Origin of the sequence: Teredinibacter sp. KSP-S5-2, assembly GCF_032773895.1 — a bacterium.
Taxonomy (GTDB): domain Bacteria; phylum Pseudomonadota; class Gammaproteobacteria; order Pseudomonadales; family Cellvibrionaceae.
Genome location: NZ_CP120416.1, coordinates 3,679,699 through 3,704,698, shown reverse-complemented (window position 1 = coordinate 3,704,698; position 25,000 = coordinate 3,679,699). Strand labels below are relative to the sequence as shown.

Here is a 25,000-nt window from a genome sequence, read left to right as displayed (position 1 = left end):
TTTTCTCCGTGCCTTTCTCCGTTGCAGATGTGTTATCTAATGTAATAGATAGTCACTAAACGTCGGGGAGTGAGTATCTGTTTTACCCTTTGAGCATCTCCTGTACCGATGGGTCAGTTAAGGGATGTCCTTTGCTAATTTTGTCTGCATAACATTGGCACTATATTTTCCTTTTCATATTTCGCGTCTTGGTTTTTTAGTTTATCCGTATGGTCTTTTTCTCTTAATCCTATTCACCAAGAATTCATATCGTAAACCATGAAAAAAAGTTCTTAAAAACTTTGTGAATTTAGCCGCTATTTCTTTTGAGGTGACTCCTCGGAAAAAGGGGAGTCGTTTTACCATAAAAGGAAACCGCGTCTGCATGGCCCTGATTATTAATTCAAATATTGCTTCATTGAATGCGCAGCGTCAGTTGGCAAGCTCGGGCCGAGAGCTGGATATTGCAAGCGAGCGTTTGGCATCGGGCAAGCGAATTAACTCTGCTGCCGACGATGCGGCTGGGTTGGCCATCAGTAACCGAATGACTTCTCAGATCCGAGGCTTGAACCAAGCCGTGCGTAACGCTATGGATGGGGTGTCGATGATCCAGGTCGCTGAGGGGGCGCTGGACGAAAGTACAAACTTACTGCAACGTGTTCGCGAATTATCGATTCAAGCCGCCAATGGCATCTATTCAGATTCTGACCGGGCGACTCTCGATGCCGAAGTCCAACAGTTGGTTTCCGAAGTTAACCGTATTGCTGAGACCACCAGCTTTAACGGCCAGAAAATCCTAGAAGGTTCACAACAAAATATTGATATCCAGGTAGGTGCAGAGGCTTACCAGACCATTTCATTTGGTATTCCAGCAATGGATTCCAATAGTCTGGGCTTGGCGTCAACCAGTGGCGACCTGGTCGGCGCGCAAATGAATATTGATGGCAGTGGTGGTTTGGCTGCAGATTTGGCTTCGGGAGCATTAAAAATTAATGGTTATTCCCTCAGTGCCTTGAGCAGTGGCAGTACCTTGCAAGCTTTATTGGATGACATTAATAACAATGTCTCTGGAGTATCAGCCACTAGCATCCTGACTGTCGAAAGCCCGAGTGCGGGGGATGGCTATTTAAGTGGCAGCGAGGCGGTGAATATTTCCGGTGTCCTGCTGGATGGCACATCACAAAGTTTTTCTATTTCCGATACACAGTCTCTGGACGAGCTGGTCGATAAAATTAATCAGAAAGCTGGTTCACTCATTAACGCATCTCTCAGTGACGAGGGTAAGTTAGTCCTTACTAGCGACAAGTTCGCCACTATGACAGTGCAGGACACCACCCAAGGCAGCGCCACTGGCATTAACTCTACGCAAATTGCTGACCCGGATATTGCCGAAGTGGTGGAAGGGTTAACCTCCAACTGGATTGCCCAGGCAGAGAATCTTATAGAAACCTATTTCGGTATTAAGGGTGACGGTGTGGATTTAACCCTGGATCTCACCTTTACCGATGGTGTGGGTGATGTGGCTGCCAGAGTCACGGCTCTGGTTCCTGGTGGCGGCGGGTTGGGCACCAGCCTCACACTGGAAGTGGATATGGCTGACTTTACCGCATCCGGTGACCCCAGCGGCGGCAGCCCCTATCTGTATATGGATCGCATCATCACCCACGAAATGGTTCATGCGGTGATGTTTAGAAATATGGATATGCGTTCAACGGTGCTACCCGAGTGGTTTAAAGAGGGCGCGTCGGAACTGATTCATGGTGGTGATGAGCGTGTGGAACTGGATATTGCCGGGGGTAATCTGGACAACCAGGCGGAATTATCCACCGCGTTTGCCACCGGGAAAATCGGCGGTGGTGGCATTACTGCAGTTGGCTATTCAGCCGGATATGTTGCAGTCAAAATGATGCATGAGGATATTATTGCAGCGGGTGGTACAGGTATCGACGAAGTGATGGCTTACTTATCCGCAGGCGATGATATCAGCACGGCGTTGGCCAATGTGGCCAGCGATCACGGCGGTGCAACGGGGTGGAACAGTCTGGCTTCGTTTGAGACGGATTTTGATACCACCGGTTATACCTATATGACCACCAACTTAAATTTCGAGGGCGGCATCGGCACCGAAACGGATACCGGTGCGATTCACGGCTCGGATTATGGTGGTAGCGCACTAAATGCTGAGGATGTGATAAACAATACCGCCATCGGACCCGCACAGGATTTTAACCTCATTATTCCTGCGCAATACTCCGGTGGTTTGCTGACGTCAGACGCACAGTTAGTGCTCACTTCCGATGGCGGTGACCCCGTGACGGTTACCTTGGGAGCCAATGGGGTGGATGCCGATTTAAGCTTGCTCGGCCTAATGGCTGTGGAACAGCAGGGCAGCGTACTCGGTCAGGTGTTGGATTCCTCTGGGCAAATGGCGGCGCTCAATGCCAATGACTTGATTATCAATGGCGTGTCGATTGAACCTGTCGAGGCTAATCAGGGGCTGATGGCCAAAGTGGACGCAATCAACAATGCAACCGCAGACACTAATGTGGTGGCAGCTATAGTGGCTCAACAATCTTTCCGTATGGATACCGGAACCTCTATTGAAAACTATTCCGCTGCACCGGTTGGTGGCATTGTTAACGCCGGATTCCTCGGCATTAATGGTGTGGGGGTTGCTGTGAATGGTGGTGATGTGGCCTCGGATATTGCTGCGGCCATTAATGCATTGACTGATTACCATGGTGCCACCGCCTATGCTGACGACACGGGCCGTTTACATGTCCATTCTGAAAATACGCTTAATTGGAGTGATAGTGTTGGCGGCGCATTGTTTACCGAGTTAGGCCTGACTAACGTGGGAGTAGGAACAGGCTCTATCAAACTGAATGACACTGAAATTGCATTGTCTGACCTGACGGATACCCAAACCATTCTCGATGAAATTAATGCTCAGGCAATCACCACTGGCGTGATTGCTTCCATTGACGATAACGGTGAGCTTCAGTTGCAAGGCTCATCGGCAATTCAGGTTTCACTGGGCAATAATCGTGGTTTGCAAACATTGCATCGCTTGGGTATTTCGTTTGGTGTCGACGGCACCGAAAACTTAACCGATACTGATGCGGATAATCGTATTGGCGATGAAGTGTTTACCATTGGCCCGCGTATTCAGCTCACTTCTATAAACGACCAGGATATTCGTGTTTCCGTGACTGACGATGGCGAAACCGCCACCGGGTTACGGGATATGAACGCGGAGATCGAAGGCCTTGCCGGCTCCAGTTTGTCCAGTATCAGCGTGGCAACCGCCAGGGAAGCGCAAAATGCCATTGAAGTGGTGGATAACGCGCTGGAAACCATCAACGATGCGCGCTCTGAATTGGGGGCAATCAACAATCGGCTTGAATTTACCGTGAATAATTTAGCCACCATTGCAGAAAAAACAGCCGGTGCCCGCTCCCGTATTGTGGATGCCGACTACGCGGCAGAAACCGCCCAACTTTCCCGTGCTCAAGTATTGCAGCAAGCCTCACAGACCATGGTCGCGCAAGCGAACCAGCGTCCACAATCTGTGCTTCAGCTACTCAACTAACACGCTTTTAATTCTCATCTGAAAGCGGCTTTTTTTTTCTGACCTTATTGGAGCGATTCGGACAACAACAGCCGATACGGTTTTTGCTGTATTACATCTATGCAGCACTTAACCTTGGTCAAAAGTCCTTCTATGTACTTTTAATACACATATGAAAACTAGTGTGCCATTTATGTATAAAACTGTGATTCTGTTAAACCGTTTTTTACACCTAAGATTATGTAAATGTAATTTAATAGTCATACATAAAAAGCGGGTACTCAAACAATAAAAAAACTTAAGAGCCTCAAGTGGACACAGTTAACATTACTGGCATAGGTCTTTGCTCATCTCTGGGAGGGTACAAAGATGCCTGCGCGGCATACCGTGCAGGACTAAATCGCTTTGCAGCTCACGATCATATGCAGCTTATGTTTCCCGGAGACGAAGAACCCTCACCACTAACAGTTGCTGCTGCACCAGCACTAAATGGTTATGCGGATACCGGGCGTACAATCAAAATGTTACAACGGGCTTATGGTGATTTACTGGCAAACCTAAAGCACGCTGTTCCCGGTCGTGTCGCTGTTTTATTGGCGCTACCTGACCCCTACGACAGGGAGATTGACCTGGGGGTTGCACCCAATACGCCACGTGAAGAATACCTGCGTATTTATCTTGATTCTTTTGTTCCGAACCTGCTCCACCAATTAAACCCTGCTCTAAACCAGGCGTCCTTGCAAACTGTGTTCGGCGATCGTTTGGCTTTTGCCCGTATACTGCAAAAAGCCAAGGAAATACTCGCCAACGCTGAGGCCGACCATTGCCTGCTTATGATTTCGGATAGCCTTCTGGGTGCAGAAGATCTGGAGCTTCAACTGGAATGCGACATGCTGAAAACCGCAGACAACCCAGTGGGTTACATTCCCGGCGAAGGTGCAGCCATTATTCTGGTGAGTACTGCAGGTGGCCAGGGGGGCGTGCCAATGTCTGTGGACATTGCCATGGATAGAACAACCTTTGATATAAACGATGGAGACGCGGAGGTGGAGTCCTGGTCGGGCAAAAAACTTTTTGCGTTGTACGAGCAGCTTTTGCCAGAAGAATTACGCTACTACCCGGAATTGATACTGGACATAAATGGACAGGAAAACCGAGCAATGGAATATGGCATGCTCCAAGTGCTGTTAAAAACTCGCTACCCCAAACTACCTCCACCAGAGGAGCATATTCCTGCACTGGGGTTCGGTGAAGTAGGTGCAATGATGGGAGCGTTGGCTCTGATAACCTTAGTGGCTAGTGTGGAAAGGCAATACGCCAGGCAGTGTAATTTTTTAATTAGCTTGTCTGAAGACAGTGGCCGGCGAGCTCTGATTCGTATAACCGTATAACAAATTCCGGAGATATTTAAATGGCTTCCGTGCAAGAGCTACTGCGAGAATATGGAAAGAGTAAATATAATAAAGATAACAATAAACCTTATCTTTCAGATGAAGAGTTTTTAGAAAAGCTTGGAACCAAAGTTAAAGATTGGTCTGATGATGAAAACAAAAAACAAAAGAAAAACTCTCCTTCTGAAGATAAAAAAGGGAACGAAGAGCACACCCCTTTTACTGGTAAGTTAACCGCTGTTTTGTGGAAGGACAAATATTATGCTGAAAGAGTAAAAGATGGACTAGAGGATCGCGGCGGTGAAGGTAATGTATTTGCGGTTGAAAAATCGTTTATTGAAAAAGCTTATGGAGAAGAATATCCCAACTTGATTGATGTGTTTACAAAGTATTATTCATATGGCGCCGTAAAGTGTAATTTTAACCACAAAGCGAAGTATACTGGTGAAGAAGAAAAAGTAGAGGGTGACAGCAAAAGCGGTTATGTCAAAAAAAGGCAGAGAAGTAAGGCGGGAAAGCAAGCTAGGTGTTCTATGCCCTATAAGTGGAATGCTCATCATATGATTCCTGGTAGTGCTTTTTATTCGGAATATATTGTTAATGGAAGTTTCGAAGAAGTCTTTACCCAAGAACAATACTATTTACTATTAATGTCTGATTATAATGTAAATAATAAAAGAAATATGATCCCGCTTCCTGCCGCAAAAATGGAGTTTTTTCAGCCTGTGCATAAAATGCTTCGGCATCCGTCTAACCACCCCAGATATACAAAGCATGTGCAGCGACGGTTGGAGGTAATATCAAAACAAATAAAAAATATTAGAGGTGATTTAAAAAAGCCTCACCCTAATGTTAGCGTGAAACTGGCTAAACAAATGACTGGGATAGAGGATGATTGCTGGGAACTTTTGCACTCCCTCGGAGAAGAGTATATTACTGCATATGTTGAGGGTCGCGACGCCGGTATTGATAAAAATTACACAGGTTTATCCGAGAAGTCTTCCTGTAAATTAAAGTAGAGAAAAAATATATGAAGTACTGGGCAATTAACGCAGACTGTTCGTCTGATGCAGTCTTTCTTTCAAGGCTATCTTCAGAAATGCCAGAGTCTTACAAGTTTGATGAAGGTATAAGTTTAGTAGATGAGTACCCGTCTGTGGAGGACTGCAAAATCTATTATGATCCACAATATCCTGAAGGTACTCAGTTGTACGATTTCTTAGACAGCATCAATGCGCTATTAATAGTTAATAGCAAAGTTAAAAAAATATTTGATGAAATTGGTATAACAAGTATAGAGTATTTACCTATTTGGCTATGTGATCATAAACATGAAATATCATCGAAAGACTATGTTATATGCAATGTAATACAAAGCGTGGATATTATTGATATGGATAGTTCGAGTTGTAGAATGAGTTTTTTAGATGAAAGTCAAGTTGATCGTATAAAAAACTTGGTAGTTGATTATAAAGCTATACCTGATGACGCGAAGGTATTTCGGGCAAGTAAAAAACTTGATCAAATTTTCATTAGTGATGATGTTAAAGAAGCCTTGGAAAAAGCTGGAATTGAAGGTTATGTGGTTAAAAAAGCTGACGGATGGAATGGTTTATAAATAAGTATTTTAATATGGTCGCGCCAACGCAATGGAAAAAACATGGCAGAATTTGACCTAAAAGGCATGCAAGACGGTGCCATATTCCAATTAGAGGATATGAACTGGCCTATACGCTTGGATGACGACTGGCGAGAATTTCGGGACGATGTCAGGAAGGTATGCGATTTATTTTTAACCTTATCAGCGGCATCTATGTTTATTGATGTCAAGCCCCCAATGTTTTTTGCGAACCTGTATAGAAGCGCCAATAATTGGGTGCGCTTTTTAGGTACTAGCCAAAACCATTACCAGCATCAACCCCTGCTTACCTATAACGCCCCGCTAATGGCGGCAATTATTACGGGTGATATGCCTTTACTCGCTCGTATTCGTACTGTACTGCCACAGGTGCCAACGCCAAAATTGGAATACGAAGATAACTTTCACTTATGCTGGCTTCTCTTATTGCTTGCCAATAATAAGTGTGAGCTCTCTGAAGAGATTGAAGCACAGCTAAATGCCTATAAACGTGTTACGGAAGATACAACCAAATTGGAAATGATTTATGCCTTGCTTGGGCTAGACGACTTAACCATGAATGATTTTTGGCCGCTATTTGAAAGTGCTTTATTTGACTACCGAGAAGAAGTGGCAGCAAAAACAATGGCTTTTACCACCAGCCCGCCCAAGTTTATTGCCCATAAATACTTATGGCTTGAAGGTTTGGCGTTTTTGCATTTGGCGCTTAATAATGGGGTCAAGCCTCCCTTCAACGATATCGAGTTTTGCCCGGATGATGCATTGCAAAAAATGCCCGACAATTTTTATGCAGAAGACTGGTTGGTGGTTCCCTTCATAAAGTAGGTTATTTGCCTGGCTGGAATATTTAATCCTTATCCATTTTATTCATAATAGGGCACAGTCGCTTAATCTTCCTGATTGGGTGCTGTGATGCGAGGAGGGATTGATTCGGCTGACGTTCAGTTAAGGCGTGGATGGGGTGCCTGTTCTTTTGCGAAACAGTGGGCCTTCTCTACTGATACTCTCACTGTCCCTACTGGATTGTTTTAGCGGTTTTGTGTGAAATTTGATCGATTTTTGTCTGGTATTGTAGTTTAATCGCCCGATCCATGGCTTATTGCCAATAACCAGACTCTATCCACACGTCTTGTTTCTTAGTGTTGATCGTTGTTCTGTATTGGAGTGGCTGGTTTCTTTAAATGGCATTTTTGCAATTTGTCTTTCACAAAATTTTTCCTTAACCATTGAACTCTATACTCATTCGTCTAAAGTTAGCCCACGGATTCACAAAGCCAAAAAAAGCGGATGGAAAAAACACTTACTCTCGGTATTGATATTGGCTCAACCACGGTGAAGGCGGTGGTGGTTGAAGCGGAAAGTAAAAAAATACTTTGGAGCCAGTACCAACGGCACGAAACCCGCCAGGCGGAAAAAGTGCTGGCGATGCTGCAACAGATTCTGCTGGATCTACCCAATATTTCCCTCCATCGAACGCGGGTTTTTGTCACCGGCTCCGGTGCTGCACCCATTGCTCCCCATCTCAACGCAAAATTCATTCAGGAAGTGAACGCCGTGACCATGGCGGTGGAGGATTTGCACCCGGATGTGGGCAGTGTGATTGAACTTGGCGGGCAAGATGCCAAGATCATCATGTTTAAAACCAGCGAAAAAAGCGGGGAAAAACGCGCAACCACTTCAATGAACGATAAATGCGCATCGGGTACTGGGGCGACGATTGATAAATGCTTCGTTAAAGTGGGCATGCCACAAGATGATGTCAGCAAACTGATTTTTAACCCGGAAAAATTGCATCATGTTGCCGCCAAGTGCGGTGTGTTTGCCGAAACGGATATCGTTAATTTAGTGAAAAGCGGTATTCCTTCGGAAGAAATTCTCTGTTCCCTGGCGGATGCCATTGTGCAACAGAACCTCAGCGTATTAACGCGAGGCAATACCTTAAAGTCCAAAGTGTTGCTGTTGGGCGGCCCGAATACCTATTTGCCTTTTTTGCGCGAATGTTGGCGCTATCGTATTCCCCAAACCTGGGATGAGCGCGGTTATGAATACCCCACACATATCCCCCTTGATGAATTGATTTTTGCTCCGGAGAACGCCGAATACTACGCGGCTTATGGTGCTGTATTATTTGGTCTACACGAAAAAGATGTGCCTTACTGCGGTGGTTTGGATGCACTTCAAGAATTTATTACTAACGGCAGAAAAGCCAAGTTGGGCAACAGCGCTGGGCCGGCATTAGCCAAAACCGCAGAAGACGCCAACGCTTTTAGTGAAAAATATCAGCTCCCAAAATTTGAAGCAAAAAACGTGGGGGCGCAATCCACCATTGAGGGCTACATTGGTTTGGATGGTGGTTCGACGTCATCCAAATGTGTGTTGGTGGATGAGTACGGCGAAATTCTGCAGAAAGTGTATCAACTTTCCAAGGGCAACCCGCTGGAAGATATGAAGCAAATGTTTGCCCAATTACGTGATTGGGCGAACGAACAGAATGCAACGCTAAATATACTCGGCTTTGGCGTGACTGGTTATGCTGGTGATGTAATGGAAACCGCATTAAAAGCCGATGCCAATATTGTGGAAACTGTGGCGCACATGAAAAGTGCGCAACATTATTTTCCGAATGTGGATGTGATATGTGATGTTGGCGGGCAGGATATTAAGGTTTTGTTTATGCAAAACCAAACCATCAAAAATTTCCGTCTGTCCAACTCCTGTTCGGCCGGTAATGGCATGTTATTGCAGGCGATGGCCGACCAGTTCGGTGTGCCGGTAACGGAATATGCTGCGACGGCATTTAAAGCGGATCTCTCACCCAAATTCAGTTATGGCTGTGCGGTATTTTTAGATTCCGACCGGGTGAATTTTCAAAAAGAAGGTTTCAACGGCGAAGAACTGCTTGCTGGTTTGGCCTTGGTGCTACCCAAAAATATTTGGCAGTATGTGGTGCAGATTCCACGTATGGCTGAGCTGGGGCGTATTTTTGTGTTACAGGGTGGTACGCAAAAAAATATGGCCGCGGTAAAAGCACAAGTGGATTATATCGAAGAACGTGTGCCGAATGCGGAAGTGTATGTTCACCCTCATACCGGCGAGGCAGGTGCTTTAGGTGCCGCCTTTGAAGCCATTCGTGTGGTAAAGCGTAAAGGTAAATCGCAATTTATTGGCCTGAATGAAGCGATTGATTTGGAATACCGCACCAAAAATGACGAAAGCACCCGTTGCGATTTTTGTGCAAATAATTGTTCACGCACTTTTATTGATGCCAAAGTCAGTGCAACCGAAACCGCGCGCTATATTTCCGGGTTCTCCTGTGAAAAAGGCACGGTGGAAGATCATGATGCCTTGCGCGCGTTGAATAAAAAACGCCGCGAACTTTCCGTTGCTTATCCGAATTTGGTCGACTATGAGGCTACCTGGAATTTTAAACATCTCTATAAAGTCGAGTCTTTGCCCGACGAGGGTACGCCAATAAAGGATATCGCGGTTAAGCGAACGCTATTCGGTGGTGTCAAACACAAAACCGTGGCGCGAGGTTTCGAACGTTCCTCACCGGATGCACTGGAACAACGAAAATCCATTCGTATTGGTATTCCCAAAGCCTTGAACCTGTGGAGTACGGGGCAGTTCTGGCGGGCCTATTTTGAAACTCTGGGTATTTTGCCAAGGAACATTGTTTTCTCTGATGATACGTCAGAGGAATTATGGCAGGCCGGTGGTAAGTATGGTTCGGTTGACCCGTGTTACCCCGCCAAAGTAGTTCAGGCGCATATCCATAATTTATTGTTTACTCATCACGAGAAGAAACCACTTAATTTTATTTTCTTCCCGGCGATTACTCATATTCCGACTTTTGTCGAACGGGTAATGGACACAGCCTGTTGCCCCATTGTGTCAGGCACACCGAAAGTTGTGGGCGCGGCGTTTACCAAAGAGCGGGATTTCTTTGCAGATCGTAGTATTCGTTATCTTGACCCGGCGGTGTCCTTAATGGAGCGGTTACTATTAAAACAACGAATGTTTGAGTGTTTTGCTGAGCATTTACATATAACCGAAGACGAAAATAATTTTGCCATTGATCAGGCATTTTCTGCATTGGACAGATTTGATCACATGATGCAGGAAAAAGGCAAAATCGTACTGGATCAGATTGAAAAAGAAAACCGTATGGCATTGCTGATGATTGGGCGTCCGTATCATAATGATCCGGGAATGAATCACGGCGTATTAGAAGAATATCAGGCGATGGGTTATCCCATACTGTCTATGCGTTCGATTCCCAAAGATACTTCCTACCTGGAAAAATATTTTGCCGATGATGTGAGCAAGAATCATATTGAATCGCCGTTGGAAATTGGTGATGTCTGGCCGGAAAATTACAGCGTTAACAGTGTACAGAAAGTGTGGGCTACCAAGTTTGCTGCGCGCCACCCTAATGTGGCAGTGTTGGATTTATCCAGTTTTAAATGCGGTCATGATGCACCCACTTATGGTTTGGTTGACCGAATTGTTGCGGCCAGCGAAACACCTTACTCCGCATTGCATGATATCGATGCCAACAAACCCTCCGGCTCGATTAAAATTCGTGTTAAGACCTATGGTTACACGTTGAAATTAGCGGAAGAAAAACTGGAAGATGAACACAAAAAACAGATGGAACTGAAAAAATCCGTTATCGATAAACGATTATCCCTCTTAGCCGCGGCACCAGAAGAAATTAAGCTGGATACCGCGTATTTAACGGAACTAAAAAAATGGCAGCAGGCCAAAAAAGATCTGGAAACACAGAATCAGCATTTGGACGTTGTACCATTAAATGTGCAACAATTTATTCCTGCAGTAGAAATTGATAGTGAATAGGCTTTGAATATGTCGGAATTACCCACTCAAAACCCCGTGAACGATTCAACCACTTCGCACTCTGCGTTGGACTACTTGCAAAAGATGGAAGCAGATGTTTCCGAGTTTGAAGCGCAAGAGAAACAACGCTTACAACTGAATGAAACAGAAAAAGCCCAGTGGTTTGATCCGGTGCCGAGTACCTTTACGGCTGCACAACGAGCCCATACCACGATTCTTCATGCGGGCCTGACCATGGCCCACGATTTATTTATTCAGTCGGCGTTTCGCGGGCTGGGTTATCAGGTCGAAGCCATGGATGTGCCGGATAATGATTCTCTGCAATATGGTCGAGAGTTTGGTAACCGCGGACAATGTAACCCAACCTATTTTACGGTGGGGAATCTGGTCAAAAAACTCAAGCAATTAGAAGCCTCCGGTATCCGTAAGCAGGATATTATCGATAACTATTTATTTGCTACAGCGGGTTCCTGTGGGCCTTGTCGTTTTGGTACCTACGTAACCGAATACCGAAAAGCGCTGCGTGATGCTGGCTTTGAAGGTTTTCGCGTGATTCTGTTTCAACAGGCAGGGGGCGTGAAACAGGCAACCGGTGAAGAAATGGGATTAAAAATTGATAAGAATTTTTTCTTCACCATCACTAAGGCCATTATTTTAGGCGATGTGATTAACGCTTTGGCGTATCGTATTCGCCCTTATGAACTGGAAGCGGGAAGAACCGATGCGGTTATTGCCAACGCGAAAAAACGGATCGCGATAGCATTTGAAACCCGCAAGGGATTATTTAAAGCGTTATGGCAAACGCGCAAAGAGTTACAGGCAATTAAAGTCGATAGAACCCAGGTAAAACCGAGAGTGGCCATTATTGGTGAATTCTGGGCAATGACCACCGAAGGCGATGGTAACTACAAAATGCAGCGTTTTCTGGAACAGGAAGGCGCAGAGGTGGATGTGCAACTTGTCGTCAACTGGGGGTTGTATTTATTGTGGGCAGCAAAATATGACACCCTTGCGCGGGCAGATTTAAAAGGTGTAGATAAAAAAGGCGACAAGGGTTCCAAGTTCGCTTTGGAAGGTGTGGATGTCGGCAAGAAGTTATTGATGATTCGCGCCGGAACATTCATTATGAAAGGTCTCTTCACCTATTTCGCAAAAATATTGGATTTGCGGGGTTACCACCTTCCGAACATGGATGAAATTGCTCAAATCAGTCACGCATTTTACGACAATAATTTACGTGGCGGGGAAGGGCACATGGAAGTAGGTAAGTTGATCCAGAATGTGGTCAAGCAAAAAGTGAATATGACCTTAAGCATTAAGCCGTTTGGTTGCATGCCATCCAGTTCGGTATCGGATGGTGTTCAATCGCTGATTACAGAGCTTTACCCTTCCGCGATTTTTCTGCCCATTGAAACCAATGGTGATGGGGCGGTGAATGTCTATAGCCGGGTGCAAATGCAACTATTTAAAGCCCGGCAAGCGGCAGAAAAAGAACTGAGCGCCGCGTTACAAAACCATGACCTGTCATTAGAAGACTTTCGGGCACTCGCTGCGACAAATCAAGCTTATCATTCCGCTACCTATCGGAGTGCCCATGCCGGTGGGTGTACTGCCGTTGATTTAGCGCAGGATGTTGTACATAAAAATAAAAACTGGCTTGCCCGAACCGCCCATACGGCGATTAATATAGTAAAACGGCGTTCTGAAGCACAACGTAAACACTTACTGGATGCAGTCCACAAAGCGGCGGAAGAGTATCAAAAAGGTATGGCTATGCAGAACGATCAGGCAATACCGGTCAAAATTATGGAGCCTTAATTACTTTTAATGTTTGGGTTATAAATCAAATTCCCCCGGCTGGACATGGTAGATAAAGTTGGCTTTTTGTTGCACTTCATTTATGAGTTCTTCTGGCACATAACGGAAAAAATCGTTTAACTGAAAACCCATAAATTCGCGTCCTTCAAGTGCTGCGCAACAGAGTTCAACGGATATATGTTGTTGCGGCACGAATTCAATATTCATGTAGTCTTGTTTTATTGACTTTAAACACACCGGATAAGTCCGGTATTCCTGCGGTAGCAAAGAAAAATTCTCTTCGTCAAAACCAATTTCCGATTGGCACGCTGCTAGATACACGGCTTGGTCGCGTATGTGTTCGGGCACTTCAGCAATAACCGGTGCTGTACTTACCGCTGCCAGACATAGCGTATGATCTCGATGCCGAAGTGGTACATGACGTAAACAGTAGCCATTTTGTGTTACTGCTGCCAGGCAGCGCGAATAGGTGCGCTGGTCTTCTACTAGGTATTCCAGTATGTGGGGTGTTTGCGATACGGCCTCATCAATCCATATATCTAACCAGGGTTTAGGAAAACTGGTTAGATACCCCTGTTGCAATACAGGTTTATAGAATTCTTTTTGTTCGAGTAGTTGAGTGGGTAGATGAGTTATTAGCTTGGGTTCTTGCTGGCACCATTGGGCAAGAGTCGCTGGATTCAGAAATTGTGAGGGAATATGCTTATAACTGTTTTTATCTTTTAATAATGCTTGTTGGCAGCATTCTGGTGTGCGCTGTGTTTCGGTGAATTGCTCCAGCCGATATAGGCCTTGCTTAATGGCTTGGCGACAGACTTCAGGTGGCGCTTTATGCTGGAATTGCTCTCCGCCGATCATGATCATTGCGGGGAGGTTTTGCGCGAACTCTGCTAGCTGTAATGCGTTGCGACCATTTTGGGTCGTGGCCTGAATGTCCGCTCCGTCCTGCAGGAGTTGTCGGGTGGTTTCATGATCATGATTAAGAATGGCTTGATGTAGAGGATTAGGTACCCGGGAGCGCATAAAGTGGACTCGTATTCAATGTGTTTTGATGGTTTCATTTTTTCTTTAATTATATGCCACATCCTTTAAATGCACGATTTGGCGTTAAAGTTTTTGATTTGGTGTTTTGATGGTATTTTATTTTGAGGTTTGTCGTCTAACATCACAAGCTATCAGCGAAATATTTTTTGCCCCGCATTTTTAGCATTCTCTATGTACATGAAAAAGTATCGAAATCGTCTATTCGACTAGCTATTTCTGCCTATACTTGAAGCAGTTCCCTTTGTCTACTTTTTATTCCTCTATTAATAGGGATCATTAAATATGAACAAGGCTGCAATAAATCTTAATATTTTCAATACCCTACTGGCAAAGCTGATTGCGTCTTTCGCCGTTGTGTTACTGATGTTGGCGATCATCGGTTCTACTGCTTATTTTGCACTTAAACACGCTTCCGGCGGGTTTAAGGAATATCGTGAGTTGGCCAGAGACAGTAATCTGGCGGGTGTGCTTCAGTCCAATATGTTGATGGTGAGAATGAACGTCAAAGACTTTCTGCTTACCGGCGATGAAAAGGAAATTGCCCACTACAACAACTATTTTGGTGAAGTCGAGGAGCTGCTCAAAGTCGCTCAATCGGAGATAAACAAAAAAGAAAGAGCCGTTATGGTCGATGAGTTAAATCAAAAAATCGAAAGCTATAACGACACGTTCAGCATTATAAAACAGTACCGTGTGGACAGAGATTTACTGGTTAAAGACGTATTGAACAAATTAGGCCCGAGAATGGAGAAGGATCTAACCACTGTGATGCAGGATGCATCGCGCAATAACAACACGCGCCTGGCTTACCTTTCCGGTGTTGCGATGAGGAATTTGCTGCTTGGGCGTTTGTATGTGGTTAAATTTCTTGAAAGCAATGAAGCGTCATCAGCTGAAAGAGTGAAGTTCGAATTTAGTAAGTTTGATGAACAAATGAAGGTGATTACTTCACTTGTTAATAATAGAGAAATGAAAGCACTTATCACGGATTTAAGAAAAACCGAAAAGGAATATATAGAAGCCTTCCATAAAGTCGTCGAAATAATTGATGATCGAAATGATAAAGTAAAAAACGTTCTGGATGTACTTGGGCCAGAATTTGCCCAATTGGTTGATAACCTGAAAATGTCTGTTAAAGGTGATCAGGATCAGCTCGGGCCTAAGCTGAAAAGTAAAAATGAAAGTGCAGTTAGTTCAATTATCGTGATTTTTATTGCTGCTTTAGTGGTAAGCATTCTGGTCGTATATTTTTTGACTCGTATCATTATGCGTCAACTTGGGAAGGATCCTAGCGAGCTGGGGAAAGTGGCTAATGCTATTGCTCGAGGTGATTTGGATGAGGAGTATGATGAAGTTAACGCTCAGGGTGTGTTTCAGGCAATGCTAACTATGAGGGAAAGCTTGCGGCGCGGACGGGAAAAAGAACAGGAAGAGCGTCGTATTGCCGCTGTTAACGCCCGGATTAAAAATGCGCTGGATAACGCGAGTTCAAGCGTGATGATCGTGGACAAGGATGATGTGGTTATCTATCTGAACGATGCCATTTTAAAAATGATGGGGAAAGCGGAAACCGCGATTCGTTCGGAATATAAAAACTTTTCGAAAGAAAAATTAATGAAGAACCCCATCGATCAACAGCTTTCATGTTTAAGCAGTTTGCGCTCCAAACTGAAATCGCTGAAAGATACATTTCATGATCAGTGGGTTATCGGTGGGAGAACGTTTTCTTTGGTTGCCAGTCCGGTTGTGGTCGAGGGTGATCGCGTCGGAACTGTTGTCGAATGGGATGACCGAACCGAGTGGCTGGCGGCAGAACAAGAGAAAGCTCGAGTCGCGTCGGAAAATGCCCGAGTCAAATACGCTCTGGATGGTTCCTCTGGTAAGGTAATGATCGCGGACACCAGTTATAACATTATTTACATGAACGACGCGATCGTCAAAATGATGCGTAAAGCTGAGCCGGATATTCGAACTCAGATTAAATCCTTTGATGCAAATAATCTGGTAAACAACAAAATTGATACGCATTTTAAAGATTTTACGCGTTTACTGGAAAAATATGATCAGCTTAAAGGAAGTTTTCCAACGGAATTTGTTGTCGGTGGACGCACATTCGCTGTTGTTGCTAGCCCAGTTTCAGTGGAAGGTGAGCGTGTCGGTATCGTATTGGAGTGGGATGACAGAACCGAATGGTTGGCAGCCGAAGACGAGAAAAACCGTGTTGCGGCCGAGAATGCTCGAGTGAAATACGCGCTGGACAGCGTTTCCGGCAATGTGATGATTGCGGATATTAACCACAAAATTATTTATACCAATGATGCCATTATTAATATGATGCGCATTGCCGAATCCGATATTCGTAAGCAACTCGCTGATTTTAATGTTGATGCACTTACCGGTTCATGTATAGATCGGTTTTATCAAGACCCCGAACAGCAACGTGGAATACTGGATAAGCTGGACGCGACTCATCAGTGTGAAGAAAATATTGGGGATCGGGTTTTTGATATCACTGCGAACCCCATATTTGTTAATCAAAAACGTATTGGCACAGTGGTTGAGTGGGTGGATCGCACGGCTGAAGTCAATATCGAAAAAGAAATTGATCAGATTGTCGCATCAGCGTCTGCCGGAGATTTGAGTAAAAAAATCAATATGGCAGGTAAAGAGGGCTTCTTTGGTAATCTGAGTAAAGGGTTGAATAATTTGGTTGGTACGGTTGAAGTTGCATTAAATGATGTAATGCAAATTCTTGGTTCTCTAGCACAAGGTGACCTCACCAATCGAATGACCAATGATTATCAAGGCGCATTTGGTAAATTAAAACAGGATGCTAATGCTACTGCGGATAAGTTAACAGATGTGATCAGTAGTATTCGGGCTGCCGCCAATACTATTGCTCAAGGTGCCAACGAAATTGCACAGGGTAATGCGGATCTGAGTCAACGAACTGAAGAGCAGGCTTCCAGCTTGGAGGAAACGTCTTCCAGTATGGAAGAAATGACCAGCGTGGTTAAGCAAAGTTCTGAGCGAGCGGAGAGTGCAAATAACTTATCAAAAGAGGCCGAGGATAGAGCTAAGTTAGGTGGTGATGTGGTGGATATGGCGGTCTCTGCGATGAAGGCCATCAATGACTCCAGTAAAGAAATCTCGGAAATTATCGGTGTGATTGATGAGATCGCATTCCAAACAAATTTGCTTGCGCTGAATGCCGCGGTGGAAGCAGCAAGAGCGGGTGAACAGGGAAGAGGTTTTGCTGTTGTCGCTGGAGAAGTGCGAAACTTGGCACAACGTTCATCGGAAGCGGCGAAAGAAATCAAAGATTTAATTCGCGATAGCCAGAATAAAGTGGAAGAAGGAACGGACTTGGTGAATAAATCGGGCGAAACATTAAAAGAAATTGTTGCTTCCGTTTCGGAAGTAAGCGCCATGATGCAGGAAATCACGGACTCCGCACGAGAACAAACGGAAGGGATTATGCAAGTGAATACCGCTATTGCGCAGATGGATCAGATGACTCAGCAAAATGCGGCGCTGGTAGAGGAGGCGTCTGCGGCAGGGGAATCTATGGCGGAGCAGGCAAATAATATGAATGCGATTGTAGACTTCTTTAGAATAAAAAGTATGAGAGCATAATTTATTTAACTTGCTCGATATTGACGGTGTTTTGGATGAAACCAAAACACCGTTTTTTGTTCCGCTACTGATGTTTATTCTTGCTGTTAGATTGAATGTATTTTTGAATAAATGCCGCCAATATACAAACAAGGATGAAAGCGGGGGGAAGACTTCCTCCACCTGAGTTGCTACTGCTTGGGGTGGTAGTGGGTGTCGATGTATCAGTCGTCGGTTGGCTTGTCTCACCGTTTATTTCTTCCTGAATGGCGTTTAACAAATTATTTTCTCCTGCGATGTCTTGTGATAACTCCCATATCATTACTCCGCTACCTTCTTTGAGTGCCAACTGTGTTTTACTGCGTATGGTTTTTTCGCTGTTAAATGTGATGTAGCTACAACCGTCACATAGGCTACCAATAATATCCGTGTCTTTTACTTGTTCGCCAAATTCAGTCATCAGGCTAGAGTAGTTGTAGTCCGATTGATATTGGCCAAAACCATAGCCATAAAATGGAAGGCCAAGAACCAGCTTATCTTTTTCCAATCCGCGAGATTTCCAGGTATTAATATTTTCGACGGCAAAATCTAAGGTCGCATGCTCTGTTCCTGCCTGTCCCCATGTCGGGCCAATCGCGTCGTAAGACATGATATTGACAAAGTCAAAATAAGCCAGTGATTCAGTTGGAATCATGCCTCCTTCGTAGGACGCAGTAGCTGCGGTTAATAATGCACCTTCGGCTAATTGTTCCTTTAGCTCACGGATGAAGGGAACGTAATTACCGGAAGTATGTATGCTTGTAAGCAATACACCTTCTAAATCAATATCAATACCATCCAATTGATAAAACGCCATGAAATCCAGAACCTGTTGAATCAGTTGGGCCCGATTCTCCGGTTGAAGGAGTGTTTGCCAATCGCCAGAGCACTCGGGGATTACACCGCCGGCAACCGAAATCAAGACTTTTACATTGGCTTGATGTGCTCGTTCAACAACATAATTTATATCAGCATTCGAGCCGGACATGCAGGTTGGTGTGTTGTTGTTCAGGAAACGTCCTTGAGAATCCGGGTTGGCAAAGGCCAGATTCAGGTGGGTCAAGTTACTTAAATCCGTTCTGTTTGTGGTATTGACTATGTTTTCCCACATTGGAATATAGCCGATCACTTTGGTTGAAGCCGCTGACGTAGGAAGAGATTGTAAAATAATCAAAAAGCAGGATGAGATAAGGATAAGTATTTTATTTAATGAATAGGTGTACATAACGTGTGCGCCGATAGAAAAGTTAACTCCCGGAGATAATATAAAAATATCTTTTCTTGACCTATGCGATGAACCAGGACTTTTCTTGAATGAAAATAATGTGAGTTATAACAGGTTGATTTAATTAAAATTTTTGTACTATTGCTGGGGTTGTTAAAATCATGAAAGGAAGTGATATACGCAGTGGTTGATGTATTTTTTATAATCTCCCGGTATCAATACTGCAAAAGTAATAATCAATTTATCCAGGTAGCACACTTGAGAAAGCGAATGCTTCTTATAAGCAAAATGGTTAATTTGTAAAATTTTTGAGGAATATCATCCACTATTGATTCGTTTAGATTAAAATCTACACACCTTTATATAGTCCTCTACTAAACTTAATAGACCGAGTGAATCAGGTACGTTCTGGGAGTGATTTATCGGTTATGCCCCTGTGGCCAATTAAGTTCATTACAAATCTTATAAGGAGAACCTAAGTAGTGATCCCCCAAGAGTTTTCATATGCAGGCCGACAACTGTTAAAACACGTCATATTTTTTATGTTTGTGGCATGGGGCTTGATACCCAGTAGTTACGCTGTGGCGACCACCAAAGATGTTCATGAGATTGCTGATATTTGCACTAGCTTACAGCAGGCGCTAAAAGGTTATGCTTTAGTCGGAATGGGGGTGAAGTATCAAAATCCCAGCAAAGAGTTAACGGATACTGTTGCTCGAATTGACTCGGAAATTGCGGATTTGCTTTCTGGTAGCCATTTGCAAACCAAGCTTGATGGTGAAGTTGCTTCGATTAAAGATGAGTGGACGAAGATCAAGCCTAAGCTATTGGCTCAGCCAACCCAGGCGGGAGTTTCTGAGCTGTATAAGGAAGTTGAAGCGCTGACTAAACGTTGTTGGGACGTGGCGGAGCATATTGCGGAAGCGGTTGAAGTGGAAGGTGAGCATTATGTGATCGTATCAGCAGAGTTGCAGATGGAAGTTCAGCGTTTGGCTGCGATATATATGATGGCAGCCTGGCAAGTTCCCATCACAGATCACGATGGGACCGTGAAAATGATATTGGATGATTACGAAAAAATGCATGCGGAATTAATGTCCGCTGATGCGAAGTTCGTCGCGGCTAATGTAAAGCAAACATTAGAAGCGGTGGAAAAGAATTTTATGGTTTTTGAGCATATGGCGGAGTCCAAGTCTGGACGGTTTGTTCCATCACTTGCTCAACGACAGGCTACAAAGCTGTTAACGGATTTAATGACTGTTTCAGAAAGTATTACAGCACAGGTTGAAGGAGAGCTGCACTAATGTTCTATCGTTTTCTTTTAGGTTTAATCGTTGTACTTGCCGCGTTACCAAGTTATGGGCAAGATAAAAATATTACTTTGTTAAAAGAGGCTGAAGAGCTTGCCGTTATTAGTCAAACTATTGTTAAAGACTATTTTTACATAGCTCAAGGGCACAACGTGTCTCAAGCGACAAAGGAACTGAATAAAAACTTAAAAGCTATTCGTCATTCAGTAACGGTGTTTAGCTCGAAAACCAAAGAGGCGGAACTGTCATCGCTTATCCAGTATATGGATATGACCGTTTCGGAGTTGGAAGGTTTATTGACGACGCCCTATAACGAAGACAATGCCATGTTGATTATGGATATGTCGGAAGTGCTGCTGGAATCTTCCGAGTCTTTGTCTGAAATTTTTGGTAAAAGTGTCAAGCGAGACCATTCTCATCTTGATCTGGTGGAGCATCAATACTTCTTATTAGAGCGCATGGCGAAGTTTTACATTGCTATTCGTCAGGGTATTAACGACCACAATACGGTCCAGCAGATGAAAAAGGCAATTGACGATTATGATAAAGGCCTGGCTGCAATTGAAAAAGTGAAGTATCCAAAAGATCAGCAGGAAAAAGTGGCAAAGCTGAGACAGCACTGGAATTCATCTAAGGTTTTCTATGAGAAAGCAGAGTCCGGTAAGTTGCCAAGAACCGTATTTATGGCAACCGAACTTATGGCGCATATGTTAAAGCCGTTAATCGAATATCATTCATCGTAAGTGTAAATAACGTTACACCTTTCGGGTTGCATTCAGCTTGGGTGCAATCCGATATGGTTTCTCCCCTAATTTTTTATCTCCGCTCACTCCTTCTACTTTCGTTTTCTTTATATATCGGCAAAAGATATGTGATTGCTTGACAGGGATTATGATGAGATAAATCAGGTGCTACGAATACGACCGTCGACAGCAGGGATGCTGGCGACGAGCCAACAGGGATGTTTTTACGGCGTGTCGGGTGAATAGCATCTGATTTAGTAGTATTGCATACTGGTTAAATAATCCACCCGCATTAGCAGGTGGAATTATTTTTACAGCTTGGGCAAGTTTGGAATAGTTTGCGTACAATCGCCGGCAAGTGGCAGATGGGTACAAACATATTGGCCAGCACTATTTTCTGTTGCAGCGCCCGCAGGAGCAGGTTGATGGACTCGCTGCTTCCACAATTGCCATAACATAAAGCCGTCATTTGGCTGACCGGCTTGTCGCACATACTCCACCATGGTCTCTACGTTGTAGTAATCTGTGGCAATGTCATTTTGGCCGGTTAGAAAACCCGTGTTCCATTCAATTCCGGGAGCTGCATTTAACGTAAGCACTGCACCGCCGGAACCTTCCGGGGCGATCTCCATACCCATATTAATCGGGCCGTTATAAATCGCACGATATGACGCAAAGCCTTCACGTGGGTCGTAATAGGTTCCTCCGTCGTAAGACATTAAATTGATGAACGTAAGCTTATCGCCGTGATTTCTCACAACACTGTACATCGTGCCGCCGAACGGAGAGCCCCATTGCACTTTTCCTTCTTCAAACGGTGTGCCTTGTACGTAATAGGCACCAGTAGACCAGCCCGCGATAGAAATACCGAGGTTGGCACCTCTGGAACGAATTTCGTTATAGAGGGATACGATAATGCCTTCAATTTCAGCGTCTTTCGAACAGCTAAATGTTGCGGCTGTTCCCTTGTTGCATTGCGAACCGCTGGATTCCCAGTCGATATCCACACCGGAAGCACCTAAGTCTAAAGCCAAATCAACGACCCTTGGTGCGCTGAAACTCGCCCACTGTGAACCCTGACTGTAAGACCAGCCACCAACTGAAAGCCAGACTTCGGTACCGCGAGCTTTTAAGGACGCGATATTGTTAATTAAATCTTGCGACTGTGCAGCCGTGAATTTCAACTGACCGTTTGGTGTTGAGGCACCTTCAACAAACTCAAAACCGGCAACGGCCTGATCAAATTCGAATGACCCTTTTTGATACTGAGTATTTGGACGGGCAAACGCCAGGTTAACGTTGGTGATGTAATTTGGAATGTAATTCACATCGAGGTCATAAATACTCGTGTTCCAGGTGCTGGCATAAGTCACATAGCGTCGTGTGCCTGTGCCGCCTCCCGAGCTACTCGTGCTAGAAGTCGAAGAGGAACTGCTCGAAGAAGAGCTACTTGAACTGGAAGAGCTGGATGAACTAGAGCCGCTGCAGGGGTCACAGGTCCAGGCACCCCATTCGGAATTTGGGTTGGGTTCTTCTTGCGTCCACCATTTCGCTCGACACACCATTTCTGGAGGCCCGGGAATAACCACTTCATTTCCGCCAGTGTAAACACTGTTTGGTTGCCAGGGCGGAAGTCCGCCGCATGTGCCACCGCCAGAGCTGCTCGATGAGGAACTGCTTGAAGACGAACTACTCGACGATGAGCTGCTGCTTGATGAAGAAGAGGAACTCGATGAAGAACTGGAGGACGTACTACCAGTGCAGGTTCCAAGTTCCTGCCAGGCATATTGTGATGCCCAACCAGTGCCGGGGGTGTAGGCACCGCCTTGGCTACACCAACCGCCTACGGTACATTCAAAAGCTACATTATTGTTTTGTACGATACTGCCAGTACTATACGCGCTGCCATCACTATATACAGGAGTTGATGAGCAATCATAGGCGTTAGCCTGAATACTCAAAAACGCGGAACCTGCAACAGCGGCAACGGCAAATAACTGACGATTAAATGAGTGAATCATTTTAAATCATCTCCAATTAATTATTGTTTTTTTGGGTGTCTGGTGAATGCTGGACGCCAGACTGTCATCACTTTGGCACGATACCCCCTGTGCCGACACCTTCTTCCTGGATATTATCGATACTCGATAATAGGGGTGATTCTGGGATAATTGATTCTGTATTTATTGTTATTTGTACTGTCTTGATTATCGCTATTAACCGGGGTGGTATGTCAAGCATCCGGTGCGCAAAGAAAAATAATGGCGTGCCGTTGGTAAATAAAAGGTAAACATATTTCACAAAATTTGTTTGTCGATCTTTGTTTTACTCATGAGCTAAAATAGCTATAAGTTATGTAGTAGGTGAAACTGAGCGTGGATTATCCCGAATTTATTAAGAATACGTCTTTTTATGCGTTAGATGTTTCACGCAGTGCAGAAGATCAATTGAAGGGGGTGGTGGAAAACGTAAAGAAGATTCATCAACTCACTAACACGCCATTTTCAAGTTTTGAAGATCTTATCCATAAATACATCGCTGCGGGTCTATCCATTTTTAAAATGGAAACCGGTATTGTTAGCTGTATTCAAGAGAATATATACCAAGTCAAAGCGGTTGTTAGCCCTTTAGATGCCATTCATGCTGGTAGCGAATTTCAATTAGAAGATACGTATTGTCGAGAGGTTTATGAGACACGTACTGTCATCGGCTTTTCTGAAATTGGCTGCCATGCAGAAATGTGCAAACACCCAGTGTATTTAAACCTGAAATTGGAAGCCTATCTTTCCGCACCAATATGGGTTGGGGATGAGTTATATGGCACTCTAAATTTTACGTCGACTAAAGCGAGAGAGCATGGCTTTTCGGAGCACGAACGTGACCTTATTGAGATGATGGCGGGTTCTATTGGTACGTACCTGCTATTGCAAAGTAAAGAAGAACGCTTGATTGAATTGAATAAGCGGTTAAAAATATTTGTTGGTTATGTGTCTCATGATTTACGAAATCCTTTAGGTTTTATAAAAAGTGCCGCGGCGATGGGCAGAAAAAGAATAAAATCTGAAGAGCATGATGGAAGCGGGAAGTTTTTTAGAAAGATAGAAGAAAGTGCCGATATTTCCCTTGAGCTTGTGAGCACGATTCTGGATTTTGCTGCATTGGGAACGGGAAAAATCGTGCCTGAAATAAAGGCTTTCAATTTGAGTGCGTTAATTCGGCAATCAATGCATTTTTTTCAGCCCCTTCTTGATGAGAAAAAGTGTGAAGTAGACCTAATTATTCCTGATGACGGTCCGTGCCTGGCAATGGGGGATGAAAATCGTTTGTTGCAGGTATTTATGAATCTGTTTAATAACGCCTCAAAATACTGCGATGAATCTAGTCGCATACAATGCTCGGTATCACAGGATAACGACATATATTCTATTAAAATAACCAATAAGATTAAAATGCATAACCGCTATGATTCTGACCCAAAGGCCTCCACAGGTTTTGGCTTGACTATTGTTCAGGAAATTCTACAGGCTCACAATGTCACTTTTTCGGCTTCAGTTGAAAAAGGCATGTTTTCAGTTTCTTTCTTCCTGCTTAAAGCGGATTAAACAAATCGACATATTATCGCTTTGGCTTATGTTCTAACGGCTTATACCCGGATCGTGTAAATGAAAAAATAGTCAAACAATTAAGCTGTGGTTGTCTAAATTTTCTATATGCGTAACACAGTTTTTGATCCGCTAATAAGCTGTATACCGTATTAATCAATACA

The 25,000-nt window shown here is 44.2% G+C and carries 14 protein-coding genes; 11 read left to right on the top strand and 3 right to left on the bottom strand.

The features are described from left to right. The first annotated feature begins 364 nt into the window (after positions 1–364). From P5V12_RS15780 to P5V12_RS15750, 7 genes are all read left to right on the top strand, one after another. Complete coding sequence (locus P5V12_RS15780) at positions 365–3,571, top strand: flagellinolysin (protein ID WP_316954047.1); 3,207 nt, start codon at positions 365–367, stop codon at positions 3,569–3,571. 290 nt (positions 3,572–3,861) lie between these two features. Next, positions 3,862–4,941, top strand: coding sequence for a hypothetical protein (locus P5V12_RS15775; protein ID WP_316954046.1), 1,080 nt, complete (start codon positions 3,862–3,864; stop codon positions 4,939–4,941). Between the two features lie 20 nt (positions 4,942–4,961). Next, on the top strand, positions 4,962–5,960 hold the full coding sequence (locus P5V12_RS15770; protein WP_316954045.1) for an AHH domain-containing protein: 999 nt from the start codon (positions 4,962–4,964) through the stop codon (positions 5,958–5,960). 11 nt (positions 5,961–5,971) lie between these two features. Further along, positions 5,972–6,559 carry an imm11 family protein gene (locus tag P5V12_RS15765; protein ID WP_316954044.1) on the top strand — a complete coding sequence of 196 codons (588 nt, stop codon included), beginning with the start codon at positions 5,972–5,974 and terminating at the stop codon, positions 6,557–6,559. A 42-nt stretch (positions 6,560–6,601) separates the two neighbouring features. Next, positions 6,602–7,405: a hypothetical protein gene (locus tag P5V12_RS15760; protein ID WP_316954043.1), complete on the top strand. Its 804-nt coding sequence runs from the start codon at positions 6,602–6,604 to the stop codon at positions 7,403–7,405. A gap of 462 nt (positions 7,406–7,867) precedes the next feature. Beyond that, positions 7,868–11,440 (top strand): BadF/BadG/BcrA/BcrD ATPase family protein, encoded by a 3,573-nt coding sequence (locus P5V12_RS15755; protein ID WP_316954042.1) that lies wholly within the window; start codon positions 7,868–7,870, stop codon positions 11,438–11,440. A gap of 9 nt (positions 11,441–11,449) precedes the next feature. Beyond that, positions 11,450–13,258, top strand: a complete 1,809-nt coding sequence (locus P5V12_RS15750) for a hypothetical protein (RefSeq protein ID WP_316954041.1) — start codon at positions 11,450–11,452, stop codon at positions 13,256–13,258. 18 nt (positions 13,259–13,276) lie between these two features. Here the strand turns inward: P5V12_RS15750 and P5V12_RS15745 are convergent, their stop codons facing one another. Continuing rightward, entirely contained in the window at positions 13,277–14,281 is a 1,005-nt protein-coding gene (locus P5V12_RS15745) for a hypothetical protein (protein ID WP_316954040.1), read from the bottom strand. Between the two features lie 303 nt (positions 14,282–14,584). On the opposite strand from P5V12_RS15745, the gene P5V12_RS15740 reads away from it, so the two are divergent. After that, entirely contained in the window at positions 14,585–17,938 is a 3,354-nt protein-coding gene (locus tag P5V12_RS15740) for a methyl-accepting chemotaxis protein (protein ID WP_316954039.1), read from the top strand. 64 nt (positions 17,939–18,002) lie between these two features. Here P5V12_RS15740 and P5V12_RS15735 read toward each other — a convergent pair whose 3' ends face one another. After that, on the bottom strand, positions 18,003–19,181 hold the full coding sequence (locus tag P5V12_RS15735) for a glycosyl hydrolase family 18 protein (protein WP_316954038.1): 1,179 nt from the start codon (positions 19,179–19,181) through the stop codon (positions 18,003–18,005). Between the two features lie 482 nt (positions 19,182–19,663). On the opposite strand from P5V12_RS15735, the gene P5V12_RS15730 reads away from it, so the two are divergent. Further along, entirely contained in the window at positions 19,664–20,485 is an 822-nt protein-coding gene (locus tag P5V12_RS15730) for a hypothetical protein (protein ID WP_316954037.1), read from the top strand. Beyond that, entirely contained in the window at positions 20,485–21,234 is a 750-nt protein-coding gene (locus P5V12_RS15725; protein WP_316954036.1) for a hypothetical protein, read from the top strand. Before P5V12_RS15730 ends, P5V12_RS15725 begins: the two co-directional genes overlap by 1 nt. A gap of 311 nt (positions 21,235–21,545) precedes the next feature. On the opposite strand, the gene P5V12_RS15720 is transcribed toward P5V12_RS15725, so the two are convergent. Beyond that, positions 21,546–23,255: a glycosyl hydrolase family 18 protein gene (locus tag P5V12_RS15720; protein WP_316954035.1), complete on the bottom strand. Its 1,710-nt coding sequence runs from the start codon at positions 23,253–23,255 to the stop codon at positions 21,546–21,548. A gap of 354 nt (positions 23,256–23,609) precedes the next feature. Here P5V12_RS15720 and P5V12_RS15715 point away from each other — a divergent pair, with 354 nt between their 5' ends. Continuing rightward, positions 23,610–24,836, top strand: a complete 1,227-nt coding sequence (locus tag P5V12_RS15715; protein ID WP_316954034.1) for a GAF domain-containing sensor histidine kinase — start codon at positions 23,610–23,612, stop codon at positions 24,834–24,836. The last annotated feature ends 164 nt before the right edge of the window (positions 24,837–25,000 follow it).